General features: G+C 55.2%; 19 protein-coding genes. 5 read left to right on the top strand and 14 right to left on the bottom strand.

What is annotated here, in order from left to right; translation table 11 throughout:
- Positions 1-5: 5 nt before the first annotated feature.
- Together G7064_RS02810 and G7064_RS02805 are read right to left on the bottom strand one after the other, a co-directional pair.
- The gene (locus G7064_RS02810) at positions 6-3,275 is read right to left on the bottom strand and encodes a T9SS type A sorting domain-containing protein (RefSeq protein WP_166072364.1); all 3,270 of its coding nucleotides are present in this window, start codon (positions 3,273-3,275) and stop codon (positions 6-8) included.
- Positions 3,276-3,610: 335 nt separating this feature from the next.
- Positions 3,611-6,100 (bottom strand): BamA/TamA family outer membrane protein, encoded by a 2,490-nt coding sequence (locus G7064_RS02805; RefSeq protein WP_166072363.1) that lies wholly within the window; start codon positions 6,098-6,100, stop codon positions 3,611-3,613.
- 416 nt (positions 6,101-6,516) lie between these two features.
- On the opposite strand from G7064_RS02805, the gene G7064_RS02800 reads away from it, so the two are divergent.
- On the top strand, positions 6,517-7,026 hold the full coding sequence (locus tag G7064_RS02800) for a gluconokinase (protein ID WP_166072362.1): 510 nt from the start codon (positions 6,517-6,519) through the stop codon (positions 7,024-7,026).
- A gap of 41 nt (positions 7,027-7,067) precedes the next feature.
- Here the strand turns inward: G7064_RS02800 and G7064_RS02795 are convergent, their stop codons facing one another.
- The 3 genes from G7064_RS02795 to G7064_RS02785 all read right to left on the bottom strand — a co-directional run bounded on the left by G7064_RS02795 (position 7,068) and on the right by G7064_RS02785 (position 10,373).
- Positions 7,068-8,168, bottom strand: coding sequence for a pepsin/retropepsin-like aspartic protease family protein (locus G7064_RS02795; protein WP_133272696.1), 1,101 nt, complete (start codon positions 8,166-8,168; stop codon positions 7,068-7,070).
- 501 nt (positions 8,169-8,669) lie between these two features.
- A complete protein-coding gene (locus G7064_RS02790; protein ID WP_166072361.1) occupies positions 8,670-9,083 on the bottom strand; it encodes a LytR/AlgR family response regulator transcription factor in 414 nt (137 codons plus the stop codon).
- Positions 9,084-9,878: 795 nt separating this feature from the next.
- The gene (locus tag G7064_RS02785) at positions 9,879-10,373 is read right to left on the bottom strand and encodes a hypothetical protein (protein WP_166072360.1); all 495 of its coding nucleotides are present in this window, start codon (positions 10,371-10,373) and stop codon (positions 9,879-9,881) included.
- Positions 10,374-10,616: 243 nt separating this feature from the next.
- On the opposite strand from G7064_RS02785, the gene G7064_RS02780 reads away from it, so the two are divergent.
- Entirely contained in the window at positions 10,617-11,039 is a 423-nt protein-coding gene (locus tag G7064_RS02780) for a hypothetical protein (RefSeq protein WP_166072359.1), read from the top strand.
- Positions 11,040-11,050: 11 nt separating this feature from the next.
- Here G7064_RS02780 and G7064_RS02775 read toward each other — a convergent pair whose 3' ends face one another.
- Both G7064_RS02775 and G7064_RS02770 read right to left on the bottom strand, forming a co-directional pair.
- Positions 11,051-13,192 (bottom strand): ATP-binding protein, encoded by a 2,142-nt coding sequence (locus G7064_RS02775; protein WP_166072358.1) that lies wholly within the window; start codon positions 13,190-13,192, stop codon positions 11,051-11,053.
- A 172-nt stretch (positions 13,193-13,364) separates the two neighbouring features.
- Positions 13,365-14,192: a hypothetical protein gene (locus tag G7064_RS02770; RefSeq protein ID WP_166072357.1), complete on the bottom strand. Its 828-nt coding sequence runs from the start codon at positions 14,190-14,192 to the stop codon at positions 13,365-13,367.
- A 66-nt stretch (positions 14,193-14,258) separates the two neighbouring features.
- On the opposite strand from G7064_RS02770, the gene G7064_RS02765 reads away from it, so the two are divergent.
- The 3 genes from G7064_RS02765 to G7064_RS02755 all read left to right on the top strand — a co-directional run bounded on the left by G7064_RS02765 (position 14,259) and on the right by G7064_RS02755 (position 17,032).
- Positions 14,259-14,765, top strand: a complete 507-nt coding sequence (locus tag G7064_RS02765) for a BLUF domain-containing protein (protein WP_166072355.1) — start codon at positions 14,259-14,261, stop codon at positions 14,763-14,765.
- 85 nt (positions 14,766-14,850) lie between these two features.
- Positions 14,851-15,993, top strand: a complete 1,143-nt coding sequence (locus G7064_RS02760; protein ID WP_166072354.1) for an alpha/beta hydrolase — start codon at positions 14,851-14,853, stop codon at positions 15,991-15,993.
- A 295-nt stretch (positions 15,994-16,288) separates the two neighbouring features.
- On the top strand, positions 16,289-17,032 hold the full coding sequence (locus G7064_RS02755) for an RNA methyltransferase (protein WP_166072353.1): 744 nt from the start codon (positions 16,289-16,291) through the stop codon (positions 17,030-17,032).
- Positions 17,033-17,163: 131 nt separating this feature from the next.
- Here the strand turns inward: G7064_RS02755 and G7064_RS02750 are convergent, their stop codons facing one another.
- From G7064_RS02750 to G7064_RS02720, 7 genes are all read right to left on the bottom strand, one after another.
- Positions 17,164-18,789, bottom strand: coding sequence for a DUF4394 domain-containing protein (locus tag G7064_RS02750; protein WP_166072352.1), 1,626 nt, complete (start codon positions 18,787-18,789; stop codon positions 17,164-17,166).
- Between the two features lie 92 nt (positions 18,790-18,881).
- The gene (locus G7064_RS22685; protein WP_262888648.1) at positions 18,882-19,286 is read right to left on the bottom strand and encodes a DUF4394 domain-containing protein; all 405 of its coding nucleotides are present in this window, start codon (positions 19,284-19,286) and stop codon (positions 18,882-18,884) included.
- On the bottom strand, positions 19,283-20,527 hold the full coding sequence (locus G7064_RS02740) for a DUF4394 domain-containing protein (RefSeq protein WP_166072350.1): 1,245 nt from the start codon (positions 20,525-20,527) through the stop codon (positions 19,283-19,285). The genes G7064_RS22685 and G7064_RS02740 overlap by 4 nt, the downstream gene beginning before the upstream one ends.
- 125 nt (positions 20,528-20,652) lie before the next feature.
- Entirely contained in the window at positions 20,653-22,263 is a 1,611-nt protein-coding gene (locus G7064_RS02735; protein ID WP_166072349.1) for a DUF4394 domain-containing protein, read from the bottom strand.
- A gap of 395 nt (positions 22,264-22,658) precedes the next feature.
- Complete coding sequence (locus tag G7064_RS02730; protein ID WP_166072348.1) at positions 22,659-23,477, bottom strand: universal stress protein; 819 nt, start codon at positions 23,475-23,477, stop codon at positions 22,659-22,661.
- A gap of 39 nt (positions 23,478-23,516) precedes the next feature.
- Complete coding sequence (locus tag G7064_RS02725) at positions 23,517-24,341, bottom strand: universal stress protein (protein ID WP_166072347.1); 825 nt, start codon at positions 24,339-24,341, stop codon at positions 23,517-23,519.
- Between the two features lie 89 nt (positions 24,342-24,430).
- Positions 24,431-24,850, bottom strand: a complete 420-nt coding sequence (locus G7064_RS02720; protein ID WP_166072346.1) for a hypothetical protein — start codon at positions 24,848-24,850, stop codon at positions 24,431-24,433.
- Positions 24,851-24,861 lie beyond the last annotated feature (11 nt).

Raw genomic sequence — 24,861 nt, 5'->3', positions numbered from 1 at the left:
AAAGGCTAGTTTTTAATCAGCTTCAGCAACTGGTGAAAATTACTATTCACCACCCGAATCATGTACGTGCCCACCGGGTAAGTGGCTGTTGCTAAGCGTAATGGAGCGCCACCAGCGGCCTCAAAGCGAGTGAGCATTCGTCCGTCGGCCCCGTGAATCTCGATGGAATAGCTTGCCTGTGGCAGTCCCGACAGATCAAGGATAGCATAATCGGTAGCTGGATTGGGGTGAAGCGTAAGCAGCGCGGCAGGTTGGGCAATGAAGGTCACGGGCTTGACCTCGCTTAGCATTACTTTGCCATCTGTATCTACTTGGCGCAGACGATAATATACCGTGCCGGGCGTGGCTCCAACGTTTTTGTCGCGGAAATCATATGCTTGGCGCTGAGTAGTAGAGCCGCTTCCCAGGCGCTGGCCGATGACTACAAATTCCAGCCCATCGAGGGAGCGCTCTATGTCAAAGCGCGCATTCGTTTGCTCCTGTGCCGTGGCCCAGGAAAGGAGGGCATCGCGCCCGGCGGGGTGGGCCTGAAAGTCGATGAGTACCACGGGCAGCGGGACTACCGGCATCGGGCCTTTCTCGGGCGCTGCAATTTTCACTGGCTGAGGTACGAAGCGGAAATCGGCATCGGTTTGAGTTGCGTCGCGGCGGGGAGCAGTTGAGGGCGTTCCTCCGTATGCAGCGTCGAAAAGATCAATCAAGCCATTGGCATTATCATCGTGGTAGTGCACGTTGCCCGGATCGAGGAAATTAGGTATTGCATCGCCATCCGCATCTTCCAGCCAGGCCGGAATGCTGTTAGCGGCGGCGTAATACGCGGCTTTGCTTGGGTTGGCGGTAGCAAACTTGACCGCGCGGGCCACCAAATCGTCCATGCCACTGCTGTTGCGGTTGTCATCGAAGCCTTCCTGCCAATCTGCTAAAGCATCATTATCAGAGTTCGAATCGAGTATATCAGCTACCTCATCGAGGTCGGTATTCGCGAGGGTAGCGGCGCCTATTGCTGTGCCCGCTACGGCTGCCCGACCCGTAGCCGGATCGAGACCGGGGACTAAATCATAGGCGTTATCCAGGCCATCATGGTCAAAGTCCAGGCCCGAGGGCGCGAGGTAAGCGGCCGTGGTTTGAGCTTCGCGATTATCCAGAATTCCATCGTTGTCGGAGTCCAGATCAAACATGTTGCGCACACCGTCGTTGTCAGCGTCGGCATTGGCCAAAATTGTTTGGCGGCTACCCGCGCCAAGCTGCGCGGCCAGGGGCATTCCAAGAGCGTCGACAGCTCCGCCAATGCGGCCCGATGCCAACTGAAATTGGGCAGGCTGGGCATAATTATTAGCTTCCAGCGCATCAGCAATGCCGTCACCGTCAGAATCGGCGTCCTGATGATTGGGCGTGCCGTCCAGATCCAGATCAAAAAGGTCATTGATGCCATCTCCATTTACATCGCGAAAGCCCCCCACGCTAGGTACCACAAAGGAGCCAGCCAAATAGCGCGGCGTGCCATTCACCAACATATCAGGGTCGATACCAAAGCTTTCCGATAAGTCCGTGATGCCGTCGTTGTCATCATCAATATCGGCCAGATCATCTACGCCATCCTGGTCAAAATCGCAGCTGTAAGCGTAGGTGTAAATCGTTTCGCTGGGGGCCGAAATAAAGCCGTAGGTCCAGGTGTTAATCGTGTAGTCGTTGCCGGCTTCGTTGCTGTCGTCGCCCCAGCGGTGTACTCCCTGGTAGGCGGCCGTGCTGGAAATAACGCCATCGGTTCGCACGCTGGCCATGTCAGGGGCGGGGCGAGTTTGGGGGAAGAACTGAGGCTTGGCAGCCGTGAGTTGCGAGTCGTCCCAGTACAGGCGGTCGTAGTACGTATTGCCCCCCACCGACGGCCGGATATTCTGCACCCGCAGCCCGCTGGAATTGCCCTCTACGTCATATACGGGAAAGTTTACGGGCGCGCCCTGGCTCGTGAAAGAGAGCTTAATAGGCAAGCCGGCTGCTACTAGCTTGCCCGCGCGGTCCAGGCCATTCCAGACCAGTGTATTAGCACCCGGCACCACCGATTGCTCTAACAGCACGTCGTCGTTGTCCTGCACGCCATTGCTATTCAGATCAATCAGAATAGCGACGGTGCCCGTTTCATCAGACACGGTAGTGAAAGCTACCTTACCGAGGCCACCTTCGCAGAAACCACGCTGGGAAGTAGCAAAGCGCGGGGCAGGCGCGCTGGGCCATAGTTCTTTGTCGGGGTTGTTTACGAAGTTTGGATATTCAGGGTAGCCTGTATTGCCCGCCTGACTGCGCCGCCGCTCCGCGAAAGTAGAGCCCGTGGCCGCGCTGGCGCGGGAGCCATTGGCGTTTGACACAAAATAAAATACGAGCGGCCGAATCCCGGCCAGCTCGATCTGCTTGACGTAGTACTGGCCCCGGTGTTGGAGGCTTTCTATTAAAGGGAAGAGCGCAAAGTTGGCCGAAAGCCGATTTTCGTAGCCAGTACCGCCCGAGGTGGTGGTAGTGAAGGACCATAGCTTGCTAAACAGGCGTCCCGGCTTTTCCTGACCAGCGGCGTCACGCACGGTGAAGTCCCAAAAGTCGTACTCCGAGCGCACGGCGCTCATAAAATTGAGGTTGCGGGCGCCTAAGTCGTTGAAGCCCGGCTGGGTGCCTTTGTTGGTAAACTCGCCCTCTTGGGTGAACTCAACGTAAAAATCGTGGGTAGCACCGGTATTGTTGGTGTAGGTTAAGGGCTCGTATCCGCCGTCGCCGGCGGTTAGGGAAGGCCCGATCTGGTGCTGAGAGGTGTTGGCAATTACACCCGCCTGATCGGTCAGCAAGCCCGCCTGGCTTGGGGTGGCCGGGTCGCGCAGGAGCTTATTTTGGCTGACGATTGTGCCCGCACTAGCGCCGTAGCGGAGGGTTAGGAGTAGGTTGGCGTGCGTGCCACCCCCAATTCGCGCTACCCGATGTACTCCGTAGTGAAGGGTTTCACCGGCCTTGAGCCGAATGTGAAGACGGTAGTCTTCCAGAAACGGAACGTCGCTGGTGCCCCAGGCTTGGGGTTTCAGAAAGCCTAAAGACAAATTTAGCCCCCCAGTGGCCGCGTTAACATCGTGGGTCAGAAATCCTGCACGGTCGTTTCGCGGATCGGTGAGCGGGTAGGGCAGGTTGGTGGCAGGGTTAACGGCCCGGTTTGGCGTAAGCTGGCGGGAGCCTTCGGCCAGCAGCAGGGAGGGGGCAAGTGCTAAAACTGATACTATAGCGCGTAAGAGTATTCTCATACAATAGAACTAGGCGATAGGAGAAGCAGACCATAGCCTACCCAGCGCGGCCCGGATGAGGAAGCCTGCGCTGCCCCACGCCCAGACCCAGGCAGGAGAAACACAATTAGCAAGAAGAATAGAAGCTAAATTAATTTGCTCCTAAAGTAGAAATATATCTACCGCTCACAGCTAGTTGCGTGAGCTCTCGAATAGCAAAATTATAGCCATAAAGCGCTGATATAGACATTTTACGCGCTGAATATTGGTAAAAGCCTAAACAGTTGTAAATCCTAGAATACGGAATTTTATAATTTAAATAATAAAAGCTTTAATAAATTTGGCTTGGTTAAATCCTAGAAGGGGTAACCGATACCCAAGTTGAAGGCAGTTTGATCCTCGCTTTTGCCCAGGAATTTGAAATTGCGAATAGCCCATTTGTCCCCATTTGCCGCGGTAGGGTCGTAAACTTTAGTGGCAATGTCGAAGCGCAGAATCAGGAAGGAAAAGTCGAGGCGGATGCCCACGCCGGAGCCCACCGCAAACTGTTTTAAGAACTGATCGGGCTTAAATTGAGCGCCCGGGCGGGGGTCGCTTTGCAACGTCCAGACGTTGCCAGCATCTGTGAAAACGGCTCCGTTGATAAAGCTGTAGATCGGAAAACGGTATTCCACGTTGGCTTCCAGCAATACTTCGCCGGGCTGCTCCAGGTTAAAATCGCGCACTATTGTGCCATCATCATCAAGTCGGGTGGTGGTATAAGCGCCGGGACCGAGGCGGCGCGGCTTCCAAGCTCTGACGCTGGAACTGCCCCCGGCAAATAAATACTTGTCGTAGGGGATAATTAGCTGACTCGTAACGTTGCCGGCCGAGTCCTGCACGTCGGTGCGGGTGAGGGCGCGGGCGATGCCGCCATTGAAACGGTATACGAAGAAGGTTTTGGGCCCCAGCTTATGGTAGCGGCGATAGTCGGCGGTAAACTTAGCGAAGTCATATACATTCAGGCTGATACGATCCTGATACAGCTTGCGTGTGAGGCCACCAACCTCTGCAAACAGGCGCAGAAAGGTAGCATCACGCGTCTGGTTGAAGTCGTTGGAATTAAACAGCGACGTGGCATTGATACTAGGCACATACAGCTGCGTGAAGCTGCGAAATAACGGTGACCCTTCGCTCGATAACCGATCTAAACGCTCCCGGAACTGTGGGCTGATATTCGTCGCATTGATAATGCTGACGTCGATGGGCGTGAGCACCCATTGGTGGTACAAGGAGCGTTGCCAGATGTAGTCGAAAGTACCCTCCAGATTGGTGCGCGTGTACTCGGGGCGCTGTACGTAGGTGTAGGTAAGATTGAGCCGGGTGCGGGGATTATAGCGCGACAGAATCCGCCCCGAGCGCCAGGGCAGAATAAACTGCGGAATAACCAGATTAATATTGCCCCCCAGTTGAGTTGTAAGTACGGTTTCGGGAATGTCGCTGCCCGTAACGCGGTTGTACTGGCCCTCAAAACCTGCCCGCACACCGAACTCTAGCACCTCGGCCCCACCAAACACATTCCGGACTTTAATGCGGGCGTTGACAAAGGGCCCTACCTGCTCCGCGACATAGGTGGCTCCATATTCAATTAGCTCCTGAAAGCGTTTGTGCGGCGAGGCGTTTACCACCGCGTCGAGCTGGTAGGTGGTATCGGTGCCAATAGCGGGCTCTACCTTGACGTAGTTGACGTTGTTGAAGCGAAACACGTCCAAGTCAGCCAGTTGACGCTGGGTAAGTTGGGTGTTTGCCAAGCTGTAGCGCTGCTCGGGGCGAACCGTTAGTTTGCGGTCGAGTACGCGGGTGCTGAAGCGGTGACGAAAAGCCAGATAATACACCGAGTCGCGCACGATGGTGTCGCGCTTCACCCCAAAGCGTATGGCTCCGGCGTCGGTCAGAAAATTTACGTGGCGAATCGTGTACACGCGGTGCTCGGCGCCCGATGCGGGATTGGCAATGATGGTGCGCAGCCGCACCGTGGTGGGAGTAAAGCTGGTATCAGCCTCGAGAGTGATGTACTGCTGGCGAAAATCGTAGTAACCCGCATTTTTGAGCAGCGTTTCCAGACGCGCCCGTTCCTGCCCGATCAAGGCTTCATTGTAGCGCTGACCGACTTGCAGCAACGATGCTTTCTGGCTGGCTTGCACCACGCGCGCCACGCCCGAGTCGGGAATAGCGTATTCGAGTTGGGCATAGGTGAAGGGCGTATTTTCGGTGATGTGATACGTCACCGTCACCATGCGCTTGCGCACCGTATCGGTGGCCGTAACGCGACTGCGAAAAAAGCCCTGCGACTTCAGATAAATGCCGAGCTGCTCCACCGTTTTCTGAGTTAGGGTAGAGTCGTACACCACGGGCGCTTCGCCCAGGCGCATGACGGCATTGCCTTTATCCAGGGCTAGTTGGTGGCGGCGCAGGTGCTGGTCGCGCTTTACGAGTAGCTTGCCCACCTTCACGGAGTCGGGGCGGGCGGCCTGAATGCGCTTGCGGTAGTCGAGGCGCTCATCTTCGAGGCGCTTCTGCACCTTGGCGCGGTTGTAGAAAGTGCTGCCCAGCTGGTAAATAGCCAGCTTTGGCAACGGAAAGCGAGAGTTGGGCTGCTGCTGATATAATGCTTCCAGGCTAACGGCGTCGGCCTGCTCTACGCCCTTGAGCTTGTTAGTGCGCAGCAGACTGCGGCCAGGTGGCAGCAGGCGCGTAGGCGTGCAGCTGTCCAGTAGCCCGATGAGCAGAAATGCCAGCCAGACAATGCGAACTTTATCCTTAAAAAAGCCCCCCAGCGGGCCCGGCAACGGCGAGTATGGTTTCAAAAGCGGTAGCTAAGTACATGCACGTATGGCACCTGAAAAAGCGTCGACTCCGGCTTGTTGTCCTTCTACGGGAAGAAAGCAAAACGGTGTTGGAGCCGCTAAATTCCATCTTTTTACTGGAATACGTTCGAATCGGTTAGCTCAACCAGACAGGATACTGTGTTCAGGTACAAAGCGGGTGATGCAGCCCAAGCTAATTTAAGCTATTTCACTCGTAGAAGGTAGGGCAAAAAGCTGCTTTATACATGTGGCGTCCGCAGGGGAATAGCTGCACATTCTTTACTTTGTGGCCGATCCTCCAATCTCAAATAGTCGGCGCAGTCGTAAATAAAGCTAGAGATTGCGGACGTAAACATAGCGTACGCCTTGGGTTCGCAATCTCCCCAGGGGCTTTCTTCCTTACCTACCACCAGCGTATGATTTGTATCGTTATGGGCGTTTCGGGCAGTGGCAAAACCACCGTCGGCCGCGAGTTGGCCCACGCGCTGGGCGTGCCGTTTTATGACGCCGACGATTTTCATTCGAAAGCCAATGTGGAGAAGATGAGCCACGGCACCCCGCTGACCGATGATGATCGGCGGGACTGGCTGGCTGCGATGGCTGCTGGTATCACGCAGTGGGAAAAGTCAGGGGGTGCGGTGCTGGCGTGCTCGGCGCTAAAGGAGAAATACCGCACGGTATTGCAGCAGGCCGCCGCACACTCAATTATTTGGGTGGTGCTGGAAGGGAGTAAGGAATTGCTGGTGTCTCGGCTGCGGGGGCGGTCGGGTCACTACATGAAGGAGCAAATGCTCCATTCGCAACTAGCTGATTATGAATCGCCGGCTTACGGTCTGCACCTGAGTATAGAGGCGTCGCCCGAGGAACTGGTGCGGCAGGTCCTGCAGTATCTGGAAGAGGAGAAGGGCGGAAGGACCAGCGGCTGACTCTAATCGGATTGCCTAGGCGCAAAAGAGGGCTTGATGAGCTATAAGGCGGCTTGCTCGAATTGGTGGCGGTGCTCACTAGTGGGCCGTAGCAGCAGCCGGTTGTGCGGATAGTCGATGATAAAATCAAAGCGCCGCAATACATCGAAGCCGAGCGTGCCGCTGCGGGCTACCGTAACCCGGTCAACCAGATTATGAGGGTCGGGGAAAGCCGTTTGCAAGGAGCGGAGCTGATAGGAGCCCAGCTGCAACAGCGCAATAGGACCCAGATAGCCCTGAATCAGCCCGCTGAAGCCGTAGCCCAAGTCAGCACGCTGGCGCTCTACTGGCAAAGTCAGCCGCGAATCCGAACCCATTTCCAGCGAGAGGGCGTGTCCGGCACCCGTATCCAGCATCAGGCGCAGCGGTATTGCCTGGGAGCCTGTTACGGCAATGTTGGTTGTGATATACGGCCTAGAGTCATCCAGCTCGATAGGCAAGCTGCTCCAGCTTTCGTCAGTAGCGGGGCGGGGCGCAGTGGGATCAGTAAACGTGATTTGGCCCTGCGTGGGGTGAATGGATACGATAAAGCTGCGAAACAGGTCGAAGCCCAAAATGCCATGAATTTGTATCCCCATCAGCGCCTCGAACGCAACGACCTGCTTTGAAACGACAATAAAATGCATGGAAGGCGCTTCAATGCCTGCAAACTCCACCCGTACGGAGTTTGTCCGATGAGCCAGTACGGGCGCTTTCTTGCCCACCCCGGATACGCTGTAGGATTTGGTAGTCTGCACGCCCAAGTGTCGCCCCAGTTTGGGGTTGGTGATGACGGAAGTAGCAATGCCGGTATCAAGCAGGAAGTTATACGGGCCTTTGCCGTTGAGATAAACCGGAATGACGAGTAGGTTGCCCTGGGACTTATACTCCATGGAAACCCGTTTCTGGTTGGCCTGCTTGAAGCGAAACGGCGAATCGAGAAATACTTCCGTATCCGGGGGCGCCGCACTGGCAAAGGCGGGGCAACCAACCAGCAAAAAAAGCCCCCCAAGCAGCCCGCAGATACTACGGCGCGCCCCTAGGCAAAGGAAAGAGAAAACAACTTGCCGGAAAGTGGCTACGGGAGCTTCGAACAAGCGCAGCCAGAGCGAGATAGTGGCCATAGAAGCAAGTGGCCCGGCGCCGCCGACACCCCCGTGGTGCCTTTTAGCCGAAAGCCGCCCCTATACACTCACTTTCAGGCGCCTGCTTCAATGCTTATTCTTTAAGGTGCCCGATTCTGCTCATAAGATGCCCGTTTTGCCGCCAGAAAGAAGGACCAGATAAGCACTAGTGAGCAGCTTCCACACCACGCAAAAACGGCCTTACCGTAATGGTAAGGCCGTTTTTGCGGGTAATACTACGACTGGTAAAGACACAGAAAAGCAGCCGGTACACGGCAAGGCTTCCAGCGTTCTGCTGGGGCGGGCTTGGAAATTCACTCACCATTTTTCCAAGCTCGCCGGGGAGTTGCAGCTCCCTGCCTCGCCGTGTACTTTTCGGCTACTGCCCTGGGGCAGCTAGTATGTGCCGGTACATTCTTACCAGCTGATTAACTCTGTAATAATGGCCTCAGCAAAACCTGTTTTTAGGCGCTGGGGGGCTTTTTTTACTAGGCACTAGGGTTATTTGCTGCGGGTGATGAACGCCTTCACATTATCCCGGTAGAAACGAGTCCATTTGAGCGTGTGGCCGCCCGTGAGCTTGACTAAGTATTCCCCATTAAAATAGCCCTCCAACTCTTCTACATAATTCAGATTGATCAGATAGGAGCGGTGGATGCGCGCAAAGTCCGTCGGATCGAGGCGCTGGGCCAGCTGGGTAAGGCTCTCATATAGCACGTAGGAGCGCTGCAGCGTGTGCAGCGTAATGTAGCTGCCGTCGGCATCGAAGTAGAGAATATCGTCGACCTTAATAAAAAACAGTTTATGCTGTTCTTTCACCAGCAGCCGCTTCAATAGGGGGCGCGGCCCTGGCAACTCGTCACCGGAGCTGCTCCCCGCTGACGAGTGCTGGGATGGAGTTACGTTGGCTTTCATAGAACAAAGCAGTTAACAATTCAGAGCTTACTTTTTGAGGTGAAATCAGGCGTTCTGAAAAGGATTCCCAGCATCGCGACGGCTATCAAGTGGCCGCTGACTTTTTCATACCAACACCCGCCCGATCAGGGCGACGCGCCATTCCACTTTTCAGGCGACCATCTATTGCGGCACTGCCCGACAAGACCGTGTTCCTGCTTTATTCCTGCGCACGAGGAGTAAATGCTTGCTGTCGTGGTTCGTTAGTAACTAAAAGACAGGCAGTCCGAAAAGAGGCTGCATCTCGGTACGAATAAATTCGTACCATCTGTTCAGCTTCTCACTTTGCCCCCCGCCAGCCTTCCAATCGATTGTTGGCTGGTTGAATAATCATGAAATGAGCTTGGTAGTAGCCGCGCTTGCCCTACTAAGGCGGAGGCAGAGCAAGCGCGTCTGCCGGGGATACCGCCCGAAGTGGCAAACGTTACAGAAAATCTCGTTTTTATTTGCTGACGCCTTCTTGCGGGCAGTCCTGCGGCACAAATCCAGATCAAGCGCATGGTTACTTCGTTGGTTGCAGGGAAATGCAAGCCGCTGGAGCGCTTAGCAATTCACTTGTTAGACGTATGCTAAGAAAGATGATGCCATCTGTGTAACTATCTTATAATCAGTGATATATTAGATTGAATTCGTTCTCGCTAACCCGATATGTGCGATTTTGATACACCCGCTGTCCGGTTCTGATACGCCTGGCGGACTACAAAAAAAGCCACTTCGGTGAGGAAGCGGCTTTCTGAGGTTTGGTGGGAGAGAGGCTTATTGGGCCGTGAAGGTGGTGCGGGTCACGGTAGCTAATCCATTCACCGTTTCCGTGTCCACGAGAATGAGTTGAGTTGCGCTTAACTCTTCAATTGTGCCAGTCAATTCTATTTCGGAGCTGAAGCCCGGAGCAATGGTGAAGGTAATAGTGCCCGAGAGCGTCTGGTCGTTGTTGGATAGGCTCCATTGGCCGGTGGTGGTTTGCGGGCTGGTGCCGAGGCACTTGGTTTTGCCCTCGTCTAGTGTGAGGACATTGCCGGCCTGAAACTTATACAGGTTGTCTTTCAGACAAGCATTTTCACTGGTGTAGATATCAACGGCCGCGTTGTTGCCTTTCTTTTCGGTGGCGGCAGTTATCATCCAGGGCTTCGCCATGAGCTTCTCGCTGGCCGTCTGGTTTGCGGGTTGCGGATCGTTGTTGTTGTCGTCGCCGCAGCTAACGAGTGCTCCGGCCAAAACCAGAGATAAAGCATAAGAGGAGAGCTTATTCATAAAAGGCAAACGAGAAAAGAAGAATAAAATTACAGGCCAAAAACTAACTCTACTACGCCTTCAGGCTGCACTACTTTGTCCCCCGGAGACAAACCAAATACCAGCAGCCTTATACATAAGTTGAAATATAGCGTGGCCAAAATACGGAGTTCTTAGAAAGTACGTTATCCTGCCAACCCCTACGCTCAATTACCCGGCTGGGGGGCTTTTTTACTGGCTATCACCTCAGTCCTATTCTGCGCTATGAAAAAGTTGCTGCTGCCCCTCGCATTATTGTCCACTGAGTGGGCTAGCGCCCAGACTGCCTGCCCGGTTCCCCAGCTGAAAGTTTTTCATAACGAGCAGGAAATTAGTGCGACGGGTAGTCCAATGGTACCCACTGTTACTTTGAAACTCACCAATGATCCGGCCTGCGCTACGCCTGTAAGCTATCAAATCAAAAAGGCGGAAATGGCCCTTATAAGAGGCCGCCGACCGGTGCTGCCCGCCAGATTGATTCAAGGTTCGGAAGTTGATATGACCAGCTTTGCAAAATACGCGCAACCGGGCGACCGCATCTATATTGAGGTGCTCGATATGGTGGCTACCACCGCTGGCAGCCAAGCAAAGCCCTATCAAATGGTCCCTGAGCAAAATATTCACCTTAACTGGGTGCTCACTAAATAAACCGGCGCAACTTATACTATGCCCGCACCTTTCTTCGCCGCGCCACGCACCTTTGCTTGGTTGAGAGGCAAGGTGATTAAAACCTCAGTGCCTTCCCCTTCCCGCGATTCAAAGGTGAGGGTGCCGCCGTGGCCTTTGGTGATGATGTCATAGCTCAATGACAGGCCCAGCCCGGTGCCTTCACCGGGTGGCTTCGTGGTGAAAAATGGTTGGAATACCTTCTTTGCTACCTCCGCCGGCATGCCCAACCCATTGTCGCGCACGCGTAATTCTACCTGCCCATTGTTTTGGCGCGTACTCACCTGTACCTGGGGCTGATAATGGGTGGTAGCGGCCGCGGCTTTCTGCTGCACGGCGTAGAAAGCATTGGTGTATAGGTTCAGGAGTACTCGCCCAATATCTGGTGGTACCAGTGCCACGGGCTCCAGGCCAGCTTCAAAATCCCTGATAAGCTCGACTTCAAAGGACGGCGCTTTGTTGCGCAGACTCTCATAAGCCAAGTTCAGGTGCTCGGCGGCCAGGGCATTCAGGTCGGTGGGTTTGCGCTCACTGGTGCTGGGCCGCGCGTGCTCCAGCATACCCTTCACGATAGCGGAAGCCCGTCGCCCGTGCTGCGTGATCTTGTGAAGATTCTGCTCTAGCTCGTTGGCCAGCTCTTCTACCTCCTGATAATTTCCCGCGCGGGCTTCGGTTTGCAGCTCGTGGCTGATGTCGGCTGATACGTCGGCAAAATTGGTGACGAAATTCAACGGGTTCTGAATTTCGTGAGCAATGCCGGCCGTTAGCTCGCCGAGTGCAGCCAGCTTTTCTGCCTGCACCAGCTGTGCCTGCGTGGCTTGCAGCTCTTCTTGCTGGCGCTGAAGCTGCGCATTGGACCGCTGATTCTGCCGATTATTGCGCCAGAGCAGCACACTCAGCCCGGCTACTATTACCAGAACTGCCAACGACCCCAGCAGGAGCAGGCGCTGCTGACGATTCTGCTGGCGAATTAGCTGTTGGTTGTGTGTCAGCAGCTGTATCTGCGACTGTTTTTTGTCCAGAGCATACTGGTACTGGAGAGCGGCCGTTCGGCGGGTCACTTCCTGATTGTCGAGGCTGTCGCGGTACGCCACAAACAAGGCCAGGTAGCGATAGGCATCGTCGAAGCGGCGGCGGTCCACGCTGGTCTGGGCGAGCACATCACTGGCATCGCGAATTGTGCTTTTATTGCCAGTGCGCTGGCCCGCCAGCAGCGCCGCACGTCCGTATGCCCAGGCGCTGTCGGGTTGCTCCGTATCGAGGTAGGCGCGGGCTAGGATAAGCTGAACCAGCGGAATTCGGCCCACGTCATCCAGTTGCTTCATGCGTTGCAGGGCCCGGAAGGCCGCCGAAAAAGCTGCCTGGTAGTTGCCCAAGCGCTCGTCCATATCGGCTATACTATACATGCTCATGGTCACGCCGCCTTGGTTATTGAGCTCCTTGGCCAGCACGGCGCCCTGCTCAAAATAGCTTCGAGCCTGTGCCCACTGGCCTTGAATGCGGCACAACTCGCCCAGGCCCGATACGCAATGGGCGATGCCGTCCTGATCGCCTACGCCCCGCGCCAACTTAAGGCCCCGCACGAAGTACTGCCGGGCCTTTTGGTATTCGCCCAAGGCGATGCTTGTATTTCCTAGCTGAGTATTAAGCAGCGTCAGCCACTTCTGACTGGGAATTGTATCAGCCAGCTTTAAGCCTTGGAAGCTGTAAGCCATGGCCTGCGCGTAGTTGCCCTGCCCGGAAGCAGTGTAGGAAAGGTTATACAGACACGAAACTTCATGCAGGCGGTCATTGAGCCGGATAAACAGCTTACGAGCCTTATTCGTGTAGGCGAGAGAAAGCTCATACTGATTGCGGAAGCGGTAATAAAAGCCCAAACCCAGCAAAGCGCGGGCTTCGCCGAAGGTGTAGCCAATTTCACGAGATAGGTTTAAGGCTTCCTCGTAGGCCGCTTTGGTTTGCTGGGGGGCATTTGCGCGCTGCACAAAAGCCAGAGTGTTGAGGCGGTTCACGCGGCCCGTATCACGCTGCGGATGCGCCTCCACCGCGGCCTGCCAGTGTCGGCCCACTGAGTCTTGCGCCTTTGCCTGGAAAAACAGGAAGCCAAGCAAACACAGCAGCAGGAGCGTTTTCATACTAATTCACTTGTTCGGAAATAACCTGCTAATAAGGTATTGATTCAAACTGACTTAGCAAAGCCAGGGTCTATTGTGGGAAGTAAAATAGTCCTACTGATTCTTGATTTTGGACAGGCAAGGCAAGGTGAATTTTCATCACTTGCGACAAATCAGTTGATGGAAGCAAGGCCTACTGAGGCGGCCGCACACGGCGCACACGTAATTGGTTGGCCGTGTTGTATTCCAGCAGCCATAGATCACCATCGGGCGCTACCAGTCCGCTGGAGGCCGTCCACGGGGCACTCGATCTGGCTACCGTTGTGATATGTCCGCTGGGGCTTAGGCGCTGTACTTTTCGCAGATTGGTAACTGTGACGTAGATATTGCCTTGCCGGTCGGAGAAAATGCCCCCCAGGTTATGATTCACCTTTGCGGTGGAGGATAGGGCTTCATCGAGGTTCCTTTTCAGGCACCTGATCGTCCCATCAGCTGCTAGTACATACAGGGCATCATCATCGACAAAATAGAACTGGCCATCTGGCGTAACGTGCTGCCAGCGTACGTCTTTGAAACGACCCCTAGCCAGCACCATTACTTTTCCACCGGGCAGTTTTTTCATGATACGGTAGGGTGCCTCGCGCTCTGCCCAGTACATCGCACCCGAGTGGTCCCGGTTGAAACTGTAGTTGGTCAAAAAGCCGGGTGTTGCAGGAATTACTTTACTTAATTGCCCCCCAGAGCTCAGGCGCCACACGTAGTGCTTCCATTTGTTGGTAGCCTCGCCCTCGTACCAGAGGTGTTCGCCGTAGAGGTTGCCCTGCGGATCGAGGTAAAGCTCGTGGGTGTGCACGCGTGGTACCACAATGCGCTGCTGGCCATTGGGCGCACGTTTCCACACATTTTCCAGATCGGTGTAATACACATTGCCCTGCGCATCCTGCACAATGCCCACGCCCGGATGCGCTGTTGCTTTGGTGGCGAGTAGCAGCAGAATGCCAAGTAGCAATAGCTTCATCATAAGGGGAGCAGCAGGTTGCTAATCTTAAGATACAACGTATTGCGCTATGTTTTTGCCGGTCGGCCAATGAATCTCCAGGCTGTGGCCCTCGATAAAGTGGCGTTACTTTCGTATCTTCTCTTTCTCAGCGCAACCCTGCCGTGGTGGCAATTTTTTGGGGTGCTGGGGGCAAATATGCTGTACCAACTAAGTTACGTCAGTAGGGCCGTGACGCCGCTAAGCTACCCGGAACTGCGCACCCTGGTGGCGCAAGCCCGAGCTTACAATGTCGCCCACGACATCACCGGCATTCTGTTTTATGGCGAAGGGAATTTTGCTCAAGTGCTGGAAGGCGAGCAGGCAGCAGTAGAGCGCCTGTTTGAGCGGATTCAGCACGATGCGCGGCACTACGACGTGACGGTAATTACACGCGTAGCGCGGCTTCAGCGCACGTATCCGCAGTGGGGCATGGCGGGCCATCGGCTGGCCGAAGCGCAGTTTGCTGAACTGGTGAAATACCTGCCCGAGGAATCGAACAGGCAGCCGTTGGCGGCTCGTCTGGAAGCATTTGTGGTTGAGAGTGAGCGGTTGTGAGCTTTGCCTGGGTGCGTGAACTCAACTGTGAACTATGCGTATGGGTATGACCAACCTTTGTACCTACACCTTTCATCCCCCTCGTATGAATTATTCTTTCTTTCGCCCCGCCGCGATGGCTGGGCTGATGGCTCCTGCCTTGGCGAGCTGCCTGCTGTTAAGCAGCTGTGATACCAAGCCGAAAGCCACCGAAACCGACACCCAGGCCACAGCGGCCGATAGCACCGCTAGCGCTACGGCCGCCGGTGAAGTGAAGCCTACCGGCGCAAAACCCGCGTGGGGGCCAAATTTGAAGCCCGAGATGCAGGCCGTCATCGAGCAGCTGATGAGTTTCAACAATAAGCCCCTACCTGAACTGACCGCCGCCGAGGCCCGCAAACAGCCGAGCCCTGCCGATGCGGCCATGAAACAGATGCAGGCGAGCAACATCACGCCCCCGCCCATGCAAGTGGATACGGCCAGCCAAACCTTGATGACTGGGGTGAAAGCACGTATTTATACGCCCAAAGCGGGCACGGCTCCATTTCCGGTGATTGTGTACTACCACGGCGGTGGCTGGGTCATTGCCACCATCGATACGTATCACGCTTCTGCGCAGGCCCTGGCCGAGCAAACTGGAGCCGTGGTAGTGTCGGTGGAGTATCGTAAGGGACCGGAGCATAAGTTTCCAACGGCCCACGACGATGCGTTTGCCGCCTATCAGTGGGCGCTGAAAAATGCCGCCAGCATTAAAGGCGACCCGAAGCGGGTAGCGGTGGCGGGCGAAAGCGCCGGTGGGGGCTTGGCGTGCGCCGTGAGCATGCAGGCCCGCGACAAAGGCGTGGCGTTGCCCAAGCACCAGTTGTTGGTGTACCCGATTGCCGGCTCCGACACCACTACGCCTTCCTACCAAAAGAGCACGGAAACCGCGCCGCTCAATAAAGCAGGCATGGAGTGGTTCTTCAAGAATTATCTGCGCACGCCCGCCGACGGCAAAGACCCGCGCATCAACTTGGTGGCCGCAAATCTGAAAGGCTTGCCCCCGACGACCATTATCGCCGCCGAGTATGACCCGCTGACGAGCGAAGGCAAGACCCTCTCCGATAAGCTCACCGCGGCCGGCGTGAAAGTCAATTACAAACTGTACGAAGGCACCACCCACGAATTTTTCGGGATGGCGGCTGTTGTGCCCGAAGCCAAGCAGGCGCAGGGCGTTGCTGTCGCTGATCTGAAGGGTGCGCTGAAGTAAAGCTTATCGTTGCATCCTAAGAAAAAGCCCCCCGCTCGTTGGAGTGGGGGGCTTTTTTGGGTCGTGTATATTAAATCGGCTGGCTGATTCTTTCTGCCGCGGGGTACCTATCTACTCATTTACCGACTTTGCTAGTGGAGCAAGCCACAATGCAATGGTCAGGTTGCCTTCGTTAGCTTTGTAGCGCGGCTCAGCGGCAGATTGCCGGGTCGTAGTCGGGGCAGTATGTAGGGCTTGGCATGGAAAATCAGGCCGGCATAATATCCCAAAAGCAACAGGCTTTATCACAGCTCACATGGTCAGCAAAGCGTTAAAAACCCGCGTAGAACAGCTCAAACAAAAGAAATATCGCAAACGGTTGGGGCTGTTTCTGGTGGAGGGCGGCAAAAGTGTGCTGGAACTACTGGCCTCTGAGCTAGTAACAGAACGCGTGTTTTTGACGGCGGAGTTTGCTGCCAAAAATCCGCCGCTACCGGCTGCAGTGCCTTTCGATGTGATAACAGAGGATGAGCTGACCCGCCTCGGGACGCTGGCCACCAATACAACGGCCCTTGCTATTGCCCACCTGCCGGCCGAGCCGCCACTTTTGCCCCCCACGGCTAGCCTGCTACTTGCCCTGGACCAAGTGCGCGACCCCGGCAACATGGGCACGCTCATTCGTCTGGCCGACTGGTACGGCCTGCAAGGCGTGGTCTGCTCTGATACCTGCGCCGACCCGTGGGCCCCCAAAACCGTAGCCGCTACAATGGGTTCCTTCGCCCGCGTGCCCGTCTGGCAGCGCGATTTGCCCCAGTGGCTCGATAATTTGCCCCCCAGCGTGCCCCGCTACGGCGCCCACCTCGAAGGCGACAATGTACACCGCCTCACGCTGCGCCCCGCAGGTGTGCTCATCATGGGTAGCGAGTCACATGGCCCCCGGCCGGAGGTGCTGGAGCGCCTCACGCAACGATTGTATATTCCGGGAGCTGGCGGCGCGGAAAGCCTGAACGTAGCTATTTCAGCGGCGATATTGCTGGATAACTTTCATCGGGAACTGTAGAATTTACGTCCGCTATTTTTAAAGGCTCAAAGCTTCATGTTGGTTACGGTAGACTTTGCTTGAATAGCAATGAACTAAAAAGCCCTGGCGCATGCGCCAGGGCTTTTTAGTTTTAGGTTAAGTTTAGCTAATTAGAAACCTAGGCCCACCGTGAAGCCAACGGTATTGCCTTGAAACTCATAATTACTCACCGCATTCGCTTTTCCGGTGGCCAGATCAATCGTGTGCAGCTTCGTGACGTCCCTAGCACCAAAGAGGGTAATCAGCGCATACGGCGTATTGGTGGTACTGCTAATATCAAAGTCGGCTTTAACGACTTGGACGCCCAGGTTCCCCACCTTGGCTAAGGCCCCCATACCGGCAGGGCTTTGCATATAGAGATCGTTTCGATAGGTATCAATCAGATATAAGTTCGTCGCCTTCGCGCCGGCCAAGTTATGGTCGTGGGCCGCGCCCACGGTAGTCAAAAAATTATTGGCGGCCTGAGGCAGCGTTAAGCTGGGCTGCGCGGTAGTTGTAGCATCTGTAGGGTTCACTAATAGGACGGGATTCACGCCGCCCCCCCGCAACTCCTCACTGCCGATCACGCGAATCCGATCGAGGACTGGATCAAAGTCAAATCCTACTAGCCCAACTATTTTAAAATTAGTAGAACCTACAGCGGTAGCAGCACCTGTGGCAGCGTTAATGGTATAGAGGCGGTCGCTGGTAGTGAATATGCTTCTGGTGATGGCATAGAGCTGGCCATTAGCTGGGCGAAAGTCCAATCCTGAAACGCTTTCAGTGGCTGGTATTCCCGTAATAGGCTTTAATACAACGCCAGCTCCCAAGTTGGAAGGATCAAAAATTAACAGCTCAGGCCTTGTAGTTCTTTCCTCAAAATTGATGAGTGTGCTGCTAACAGCATAAGCTACAGGCTGCGTAGGAATAGCTAAGCCTGTATAGCCCAGACTAGGGTCATAGGTGGTGAGCGTACGGGCGGCACCAGTTTGCACGTCTAGCGTGAAAAGGGTAGGCTTGCCATCCACCTGAAACAGCCCTAGCCCTGAGTCACTTTTGGGATCGATGTCAAAGCCGCCCTCACCCGTAAAGTTGATTTTGAGGTCAGCTACTGTTTCTAAGGTGCCTTCATTAGGTGCGCTTAGCTTGTACAGCTTTTTAGTAACTGCATCCAGTGCAAAAAGCTCAGTAGCGGTGGCGCCCGCTATATTATTGGTGTAAGCTACAGCCGATACAGAAGCGCCAGCTACGCCTTTAAGTGAGCCATCAACAAGAACACCAGCTCCCGTTTCTGGATTAACCCGCAAGTTTTGACCTGTACTCGTGACAATGCGAATGCGGTCGACGGTAGGATTAAAGTCAAAGCCCACCAAGTCTCCTGCTACAGCAGGAGTAAAAGGACCTGCACCAATGGCGCGGGCCGCCCCAGTTGACTGATTGATTACGTAAATACGGCTAGTGCTGCCCAAACCATATAGTTGCCCCGTAGCCGGACGGAAGTCAATAGCTACGATCTTTTCTCCCGCCTGTAAACCAGTGATAGCAGCAGAGCTTGAGCGGCGTGTCGGGCTGTGAGTTGAGTACGCATCTAGCTTGTTGCCATTCGATAACGCGTAGAAAGGAATGTCAAGACCAAAGTTGGATGGCGGCGGGGCAGGCTTAGGAAAGTACTGCTCCAGGATGTCTTCGCAGCTCGTGAGCGACACCAGCAGCAAGGCCGCGGCGCCAAGTTTAGTAAAAGTTGAGGTTGTCTTCATATCGGGATGTGATTATGCCCTTACAGGCATTAGGAAGTTGTGAAAGCCCTGGCGTGTTGCGCCAGGGCTTCTACTATTTAAATGTGAGCTAGTTAAAAACCCAAGCCCAGGGTAAAGCCGCGTAATTGATATTCTCCTCGGTCTGAGAGGCTAATAAAGTCGATTTCCCCGATGGAAGTGGCGGCACCCGTCGCCAGATTAATTGTGTAGAGTTCGGTCGGGCCCGGCCGAGTAGCGGTTTGGGTTTCTGGATTAAACACCCCACTAGGAGTAGAAACAAAGTAGGCCGTGTTGCTAATGCTGCCTATATCCAGATGAATATCGCCGGATACGTTAATGCCGAGGCTGCCAATTTCAATCATGTTGCCCGTGTTAGGCGGATTAACTTGGTACAATTTGTCGGTACCATAGTCAACAACATACAACTTGGTTGTACTCGCGCCAGCGTAGTTATTATCATACGCCGCAGCTGAAATAAAGGTAGGGTCTGGATTCAGTATCCCGTCTCGGATGACGGCTGCGCTGACCGGGTTAATACGATAATTCTCACCCCCCCGGGCACAATGTGGCGCATAACATCCGTGACAGGATCGAAGTCGAATCCGATAGCGCCACCCGGTATAAATGTGGTGAAGGCGTTCATTAACGTGGCTGCTCCGGTGGTCAGGTTTATGGTATAAATTCCCCCAAAGTCTCCCTCCGCGTAAAGCTGCCCGGTGGCAGGCCGGAAATCGATGCTTCGAAACAGTTCGTTGTTGCGCAGGCCGGAAATAGGCTTGCTAACAAAGCCCGCGGCGGGATTAGTGGGGTTAAATGTGACTAGCTCTGTGACACAGCCTATAGCGCGGGAGCATAAAAGAACGGCCGCATACGCCACGGGCTGCGTTGGGATGGCAATTGCCGAGTAACCGGAGTTGCTAGTATACTGGGCTAACGGCCGCGCAGCTCCTGTTGCAAGGTTTACGGAGAAAAGAGTAGGATTGCCACTTACGGCATACAAACCCAAGGCCGTACCGGTCTTGGCATCAATGTCAAAGCCGCCCTCGCCGCTGATATTCAGGTTGAGCGCTCCTATGGCAGCTAAAGTGCCATCATTGGGTGGGTTGACTACATACAGCTGCTTGTCAACGGTGTTAATCCCATACAAAACGGTGGTTGTCGCGCCAGCCGTGTTATTGGTGTATGCCGCTCCCGTCAGGAGTGCGCCCCCTGCTGCTCCATTCACAGGGCCATCGGTGGCCGCTACGGTGCCGGTCTCGGGATTCAGCCGCAGATTCTGGCCCGTGCTGGTCACCAGCCTGATGCGGTCCACGGTCGGGTTGAAGTCAAAGCCCACCAATTCCCCGATTATAGCAGGCGTGAAAGCGCCACTACCCATGGCACGGGCCAAGCCCGTATTTTGGTTAATCACATACAGGCGGCTGCTACTGCCCACCCCATAGAGCTGGCCCGTAGCGGGCCGGAAGTCCATGGCCAGGATACGCTCGCCACTCTGCAGGCCCGTAATAGCTACGGAGCTTGTTCTGGTGGATGGATCCTTCGTCGAAAACCCATCAAGCCGGGTGCCGCCCGACAAAGCGTAGAAGGGAATATCGAGCCCCAGATTGGGGAAAGTAGGAATAGTAGGCGGCGGAGTAGGCTTAGGAAAGTACTGCTCCAGGATATCTTCGCAGCTCGTGAGCGACACCAGTAGTAAGGCAGCGACTCCAAGCTTGATAAAAGGAAAGCTTTTTTTCATACAAAGTGGATAAGTAAATAAGAAAGGAAGGATACAACTAATGAGAAAGGCAGGGCAAAAGCCCCGACTCAGGCGCCGGGACTTTTTTAGCGAATAAGTCAGATAGGCTTGGGAAGTGGTAATGTTTAAAAGCCGAGCCCCGCGGCTACCCCCACTATTTGCGGGTCAAAGATGCCCACCATACTCAGTTCCGTCGCTCTGCCCGTGGCTAAATCAATGGTGTATAAACTTTTGCTATTCCGGCCGTTATTCCCAATGGCATAGCCGGTATTGGTGGTGCCACTAATATCAAACTGATATATTCCATTCCTCTCATCCGTCGCAACCGTGCCGACCTCCGTGAGGGTACCCGCATTAGGGGAATTCAGCCGATAAAGCTTGTTGAGCGAGTTGATTGGCAAGGTGCTGCGATCAAGACCCAACGCATATAAGTCGGTCGTGGTCGCGCCGGTCGTGCTATTCGTATAGGCCACGCCATAAATAGCCTGGGTGCTGGGGTTGAGGCGCTCATCCTCCACCACTGTTCCATCCGTGGGATTTACCCGCAGGTTTTGGCCCGTGCTGCTGACGATACGCAGACGATCCGTCACCGGATCAAAGTCAATCGCATAGCCAAAGGAATCCATAGTGAACGGAATGGTAGCTACGAGCGTCGCCGTAAAGGTGCCCAGATCAATCGTGTAAAGTTGCATAGACTGGGTAAACCCATACAACTGGCCGGTAGCGGGCCGGAAGTCGACATCAACCAACTGTTCGCGCTCTAACCCAATAATACGCCTAGTTCCATAGGCAGAAGAGCTCGTAGGATCAACAATGAGTAAGTCATTAAATCGTTCACCTCGGATTCCCTGAATATATCTAGCTGCATACAGCACAGGTCGGGTGGGAATAGCAAGACCCGTATAAGCAGCGTTGGCCGCATATTGGGCTAAAGGACGAGCCGCGCCACTCGCGAGATCCACGGCAAACAGCGTCGGGTTGCCATTAACCGCATATAAACCGAGAGCTGTGCCGGTCCTCGCATCAATGTCAAATCCGCCACCGCCGTTGATGTTGAGGTTTAGATTACCGACGGGCACCGCGGCCCCAGCATTGGGTGGATTCACTAGGTAGAGTTGTTTAGCAGCGGCATCAATAGCGTAAAGTGCCGTACTCGCGGTGGCAGGCACATTATTGGTGTAGGCGGCCCCTGTCAGGGCGACATTCGTCGCCCCATTGATGATGCCATCCGTAGCGGCTACTGTGCCAGTTTCCGGGTTCAGGCGTAGGTTCAGGCCCGTGGAAGTTACGAGGCGGATGCGGTCCACGGTGGGGTTGAAGTCAAAGCCGACTAAATTGCCCCCCAAGGCCGGCGTAAATGCTCCTGAGCCAATGGCCCGCGCGGTGCCCGTATTCTGGTTAATCACATACAACCGGCTGGCGCTGCTAACCCCGTAGAGCTGGCCCGTGGCGGGGCGGAAGTCGATAGCTAAAATCGTTTCCCCACTCTGTAGGCCGGTGATGGCCACGGAGCTGGTGCGCGTGGCCGCATCCTTGGTAGAGTAAGCATCCAGCCTAGTTCCAGCTGACAGTGCGTAGAAGGCAATGTCCTGCCCTAGAGGTGGAAAGGTAGGGATAGTAGGCGGCGTAGGAGTGGGTTTGGGGAAGTACTGCTCCAAGATGTCTTCGCAGCTACTCAGCGAGGATAATAGGAGAACTGCCGCGCCCCAGGTGGCGAGGGAAGATGTTTTTAGCATAGAAACGAGAAGATAGGATGGAAAGAAGAATGAATATAATTCATGTAATTTCCCCTTACGCAACCCTATTACGTTTAGATGCTGGTATTTTACATTTTTTTACTAGTCTAGTATTTCAGCCTAAATCAATGACTTATAGCTTATAATTGGATTTAGTCTGTAGCCTGTTTGGTTGATACTTATAGGGACAGGAACACACCAGTAATTTGAGCTTGAAGATTAATAGACATGTAAAAAAGCCCCCCATGTGGCGGGTATGTAGCATATCAGCACGGTAAATGAAGATTATAATCTGTGTGGTTCCTGCCAGCAGTAATCAATAGCGGAGCTATTGATTACTGTACTTTACGGCCATAGAGCTTATACTTCCGGATAGCATGCCGGTACCGGCTAGTTTACTGGTACCACCAGCACCGGAACCGGGCTGCGTGCAATAACGTGCGCCGTGACGCTATGGTGAAAAAGCCCCCAAGGTAACTGCGCGAGCGCGACAGCACCACCACTAAGTCGGGGCTCGCTTGAGGGATGGCTTCGAGCACGCCCGCCGCCGGATCGGGGTGGAGAAAGCCGCGTAGGTCCACCGATTTAGTGCCATCTGTCAGGCCGCTTCCCTGCACGTGCCTCAGCGCTCGAGCGCAGGCGGCATCATCTTCCTGAACGGTTACGTGAACCACCGTTACCTCGGCTTTGATGTTTTGGAGCAGCTGGGTGACTGCCCCCGAGTTGACGAGCACAAAGCTCTCCTGATCCACGGCCACCATCACGCGGCGGGGCAGGGTGGAGGCCGGAGCAGAATCGGGCACCACCAGCACCGGAAATTGCGCGGCCCGCAGCAGGTCGAGAGTGGTGGCGCTCAGCTGCTCGGGCGATGCGTGCCCGGCCGCTGGCAATCCTATCACAAACAGGCCCTGCTGGTAGCGGGTCACCAGGTCCTTCGCCACTTCCGGCAGCAGGTCGGTGGCCAGCTCCACGGTGGCCGGGGTGTGCAGCTGCGTAGTCAGGCGTTCCAGCTGAGTTGCCGTATCGGCCTCCAGATCGAGCTCTTGGCGCCGCCAGCCTTCCCCGGCAAACATATAAAGGTCGTAGAGGGAAGAGCGGTTTACGTGCAGCAGCACCAAGCGTCCGCCCTGGGCGCAGGCCAAGTCATCGGCATAGTGCAGCGCTCGTAAGGCGGCCGGGTAGAAGTTGGTGAGCACAATCAGAGAAATGCCCATGGCGGTACCGATTGGTAGACAACGTGAAAGCGGGATAAGCTAGTCCATGGCCGGAATCAGCAGAACCGGAATGGGGCTTTCTCCAATAATCTGGGCCGTGACGCTGCGATGAAACAGACCGCCGAGCAGACTATGGCGCCGCGCAATCACCACCAGCAGGTCGGCTTCCAGCTCGGCGGCCCCCTGCAAAATTCCCTCCGCCACGTTGGTGTGGTACACCACGCGAACGGGGTCAGATTCTTTCACGTTTACTAAGCCACTATTTCGCACACTGCGCAAAGCATCGTGCCCAGCCGCCGCGCCAGGGTCCTTTTGGTCCGTTACGTGTAGAATAGTAAGCGCGCCCTGCAACGACTGCATGAGGTGGGGCAGGATATCTTGGTTTTCGTACAGCATGAAATCGTCGCCATCAACGGCCAGCAGCAAGCGGCGCGGCGGAAAAGTGTCCCAGCCCACGGTGGGCACCGTGAGCAGGGGGTGCGGCACGTGGCGCAACAAATCCATTGCCGCGTTGACGATGCCTTCGGCCGGCATAACCGCGGTGCCCGGTCGCCCCAGCACCAGCAGCTGCGGATGATGGTGACGCACGGCCTCCGTCACGGCGTCGGGCAGGTAGCCTTCCGAGATTTCCACCTGCGTAGGCACGGGCTGGCTCCCGGCCAGCTTCGTCAGCGCTTCCAGGGTTTCGCGCTCATTATGATGGGCTCCGCGGTTGGTGTATTCCTCAGGCGAGAGAAGCCCGTCGTGGCGCACATGCAGCAACACCAGTTGGGCCTTCAAGGGTAATGCTAAGCCGGAGGCATACGATAGCGCGCGGTTGGAGACGGCAAAAAAATCGGTCAGAACAACAATGGGAGGTGTCATGGCGGAGGGTAAGGAGCTAGTAGAGAAAAATAGCTTTGCAGCGACGCCGGGGGGCTTTTCCAGGGACGAATTCGCTGTGTTCGGCGGATTTAGGCAGCGGCCAATTGCTTGGTCGCGTCGGTGTCAGGTGTAGAATAACTGTCCTGTTGAGCCAGCCGCCAATGCGAGAGCATGGTAGCCAGATTGAGCACATGGCCCTGAGCAGCCGTAGCTTCGGGTCCCTCAAAATTCCGGTCGAAGGTATTTTTTAGCAGTTGGCACCAGCGCTCATACAGCGGGCCAGTGTAGGGATGCACATGAGTTGCCCGCAGCGGCCGGCCCTGATAGCATTCACCAGCCAGCGCGGAATCCCACCACGCCTGATGCTCCGCTGGGGCCGCGCTGCCGTCGGCATTTATCGAGTTGCCAAAAACCGAGCTTAGCAATTCATCATTGGCGAGCCGATCCATAAACTGGCTGACCAGCTGCTGGCGCCGGGCCGGCGTATCCAGATCGGGGAGAGAGTGCATACCCATAGTGC

Source organism: Hymenobacter sp. HDW8, from assembly GCF_011305775.1.
GTDB lineage: Bacteria > Bacteroidota > Bacteroidia > Cytophagales > Hymenobacteraceae > Hymenobacter > Hymenobacter radiodurans.
The sequence above is the reverse complement of the archived record's forward strand: the minus strand, read 5'-3'. Positions and strand labels throughout refer to the sequence as shown.